Source organism: Cereibacter changlensis JA139, assembly GCF_003034985.1.
GTDB classification, from domain to species: Bacteria; Pseudomonadota; Alphaproteobacteria; order Rhodobacterales; family Rhodobacteraceae; genus Cereibacter; species Cereibacter changlensis.
Genome location: NZ_PZKG01000250.1, coordinates 1 through 3,074 on the forward strand (window position 1 = coordinate 1; position 3,074 = coordinate 3,074).

The window sequence follows — 3,074 nt, forward strand, 5'->3', positions numbered from 1 at the left end:
AGATCGCGCGGAGACGGGGGGTAGCCTATCCCGGCACGGTAATGATCATCCCGCCGGGCGAAGTGCATACCGGCGAAAGTGCCGAACGCGACGGCGGGTGGGAATATTCCGCACTCTACCCTGCCGCTGGGGCGCTTGATGCACTGTCGCAGGAACTGTTTCAAGAAAGCCGCGGTTCGCTCGATTTCGGAGCGGAGTTGCTGATCGAAGATCCTGAGATGGCAGAACGGCTTCTCGCCGCCTGCGAGTTGGCCGCGCGCTCGCCCGACGCCATCGCACGAGAGGAAGCGATCTATGGGGCGTTGGACATGCTTATTCAGCGCTATGGCCAAAGGACCTCAGCGAGCACACTTCGCAAGGCGCCGGATGCACGCATTCGTCGCGCCCTCGACTATATTCATGCCCATCACGATCAACCGCTGCGGCTCAAGCATATCGCATCACAGGTCGATTTGAGTGAGTTCCATTTCATGCGCACCTTCAAGGAACAGATGAACGTTACCGTCTATCGCTATCTGATGCTGGTTCGTCTCAATGCGGCGAAGGCGCTCCTAGCTGCTGGAAATCCGGCCGCCGAGGCAGCTGTCGGTGTTGGCTTCTATGATCAGAGCCATTTCACTGGCAATTTCCGGCGGTACTTCGGGGTCACGCCGCTGCGATACGCAGCGGCGTGCCGGTGATCGGCGGCTCTCAAAAGGTTGTCCAAGCCTGCGCTCGACTGGATCTGCCGACTGGTTGCGCTCGGCGCTGTATGTCTAATCCGCACCGCCGACCTGCCTGCCAAAATTCGCTGCAGCAAGTCGACTGGTCGCTTTCGGATAGCCGAAGTGGCCACTGAAAGGCGATCGACCGGCGGCAAAGGGCCGTTGCCGGTGCCCTTCCTCAGGCAGGCGCCTCCTCCGGCGCGAGTTGCGTAGCCCATGAAGCATATTGCCCCGGCGGTTTGCCGACCTCACGGGCGAAGGCCGTATTGAACGCACTGGCCGAACCATAGCCCAGGGCCGCGCCGATCTCGGCCAGGCTGCCCTCGCCGCGCCGCAGCCGGTCCTTGGCGAGGCTCATCCGCCAGCCGGTCAGATAGGCCATCGGCGCGCTGCCGACCTCGCGCTCGAAGCGCGCGAAGAAGGCGGACCGTGACAGGCCCGCGGCGCGCGCCAGTTCCGCCACCGTCCACGGCCGCGCCGGATCGGCATGCAGGGCGCGCAGGGCGATCGACAGGTGCGGATCGCCCAATCCCCGCAGCAGGCCGGGCGGCGCGCTGATGCCACCCGATGCGCGGAACGCCTCGATCAGCAGCACCTCCAGCAGCCGCTCGAGCACCACCTCGCGCCCCGGCCGCGCCGCCCGCGCCTCATCCGCGACCAGCCGGATCAGCGTTCCCAGCCGTGCCTCGCCGCGGATCACCACCAGATCGGGCAGCAGGGTCAGCAGCAGTGCCGCATCCCGCGCGCCGAAGGTGCAATGGCCGACAAGCTGCTGTGTCGTGACCGGCAGGTCAGGGTCGCCGATTTGCACCTGCCCGGGGGCGAGGATGACGGGTTCAGTGAACTGCCCCAGCGGCAGGACCGGATCCGGGCTCGACAGCGTGAAGCGTCGCGCGGCCGGGATCAGGACGAAATCGCCCTCCTCCAGCAGGATCGGCGCCCGTTCGTCCACCTCCAGCAGCGCCCGGCCTTCGAGGATCAGGCTGTAGAGGACGATACTGTCCTCCTCCCGGCGCACCCGCCAGGCCCCCGAGGCAGTGGCGATCTTGGCATAGGGCGCACCGGGTCGCAGCAGGGTCACAAGCTGGGTGAGGGGATCGGACATGGCGGCTTTCGGTTTGGACGCTCGATCGATCATCTTGGACGTTCGATTATAGGCCGTCGCGCATGGGATGGCTAGATCGGGTGGGCAACAGCGAAAGGACCTTCCCATGCCTACCATCCTGATCACCGGCTGCTCTTCGGGCTTCGGCCTCGACACCGCGCGCCATTTCCTGGCCGAAGGCTGGAGGGTCATCGCCACGATGCGGACCCCGAAGCCCGATCTGCTGCCCGCCTCGGACCAGCTGACGATCCTGCCGCTCGACGTCACCGATCCGGCGAGCATTGCGGCTGCGGTTGCGGGCGAGATCGACGTGCTGGTGAACAACGCCGGCATCGGCTGGCTGAGCGCGGTCGAGGGCACCCCGATCCCTGTCGTGCGCGACATCTTCGAGACCAACACCATCGGCACCATCGCGATGATCCAGGCCGTGCTGCCGCAGTTCCGCACCCGCCGCGCGGGCGTGATCATCAACGTGACCTCCAGCGTGACACTGAAGAACTACGACCTGCTGTCGGTCTACACCGCCAGCAAGGCCGCAGTGAACGCGCTGACCGAGGTGATGGCGCTGGAACTCGCACCCTTTGGCATCCGCGCCCATGTCGTGCTGCCGGGCCAGGCGCCGGGCACCGCCTTTGCCGCGAATGCCCGCGAGCGGCTGGCGCAGGCGGGTGGCTTCCCGGAACCCTATGCCGAGATGATCGAGGCGGTCTTCGCACGGCTCACCGCGGGGGCGGATGAAGAGAAGACCAGGTCCGAAGACGTCGTCGCTGCGATCTGGCGCGTGGCGACCGATCCGGCCGCCCCGATGCGCGTGCCCGCGGGCGCAGATGCCGTGGCGCTGTTCAGGGGCTGAGGCAAAGCTCAGGGCGCAGCCGAGTCGTCGTGCTGCGCCCGCATTCACCGAGTCTGCCTGCGAGGTCGTCGCTCCGGCATCCGTGATATGTGGGTTTGGGCCGACAGCCCCCTCGGCACGCAGCACCTCCCCGACCTTGCTCACCTTCGGTCTGGGCAACTTGGGTTCACCCCCCGCCCTGCAAGCAAGCATCCGATTGCGGCCACCTGAATGGCGGCGGCGCAGACGAACAGCGGCGTGGGACCTGCCGCGCCGGCCCCTCCACCTGCGCGCAGCAGCCCGAACGCCGCCGGTGCAAAGGCATAGCCCGCCTGACCGATGGCGACGATCAGAGGCACCACGCGGGCGGTCTCGGGCGGGGAAAACTCCTGCTGCGCGATCAGCGGCGGCAAGGACGTGGCATTGCCGATCC

Annotated in this window: 4 protein-coding genes; 2 read left to right on the plus strand and 2 right to left on the minus strand. The window is 66.7% G+C overall.

The window, feature by feature from the left end; translation table 11 throughout:
- Positions 1-680: AraC family transcriptional regulator (locus C5F48_RS22735; protein ID WP_146170722.1), on the plus strand; the 680-nt coding region annotated here is incomplete at its 5' end.
- A 202-nt stretch (positions 681-882) separates the two neighbouring features.
- On the opposite strand, the gene C5F48_RS22740 is transcribed toward C5F48_RS22735, so the two are convergent.
- Positions 883-1,809: an AraC family transcriptional regulator gene (locus C5F48_RS22740; protein ID WP_107665993.1), complete on the minus strand. Its 927-nt coding sequence runs from the start codon at positions 1,807-1,809 to the stop codon at positions 883-885.
- Positions 1,810-1,915: 106 nt separating this feature from the next.
- On the opposite strand from C5F48_RS22740, the gene C5F48_RS22745 reads away from it, so the two are divergent.
- Entirely contained in the window at positions 1,916-2,662 is a 747-nt protein-coding gene (locus C5F48_RS22745) for an SDR family oxidoreductase (RefSeq protein ID WP_107665994.1), read from the plus strand.
- Between the two features lie 140 nt (positions 2,663-2,802).
- Here the strand turns inward: C5F48_RS22745 and C5F48_RS25800 are convergent.
- Positions 2,803-3,074, minus strand: a 272-nt coding sequence (locus C5F48_RS25800; RefSeq protein ID WP_219907829.1) for a hypothetical protein, incomplete at its 5' end; no start/stop codon positions are given.

Bases quoted from the DNA above. Each gene is read 5' to 3' on its own strand.
- C5F48_RS22745 (WP_107665994.1), top strand. From the start codon at position 1,916: ATGCCTACCATCCTGATCACCGGCTGCTCTTCGGGCTTCGGCCTCGAC.
- C5F48_RS22740 (WP_107665993.1), bottom strand. From the start codon at position 1,809: ATGTCCGATCCCCTCACCCAGCTTGTGACCCTGCTGCGACCCGGTGCG.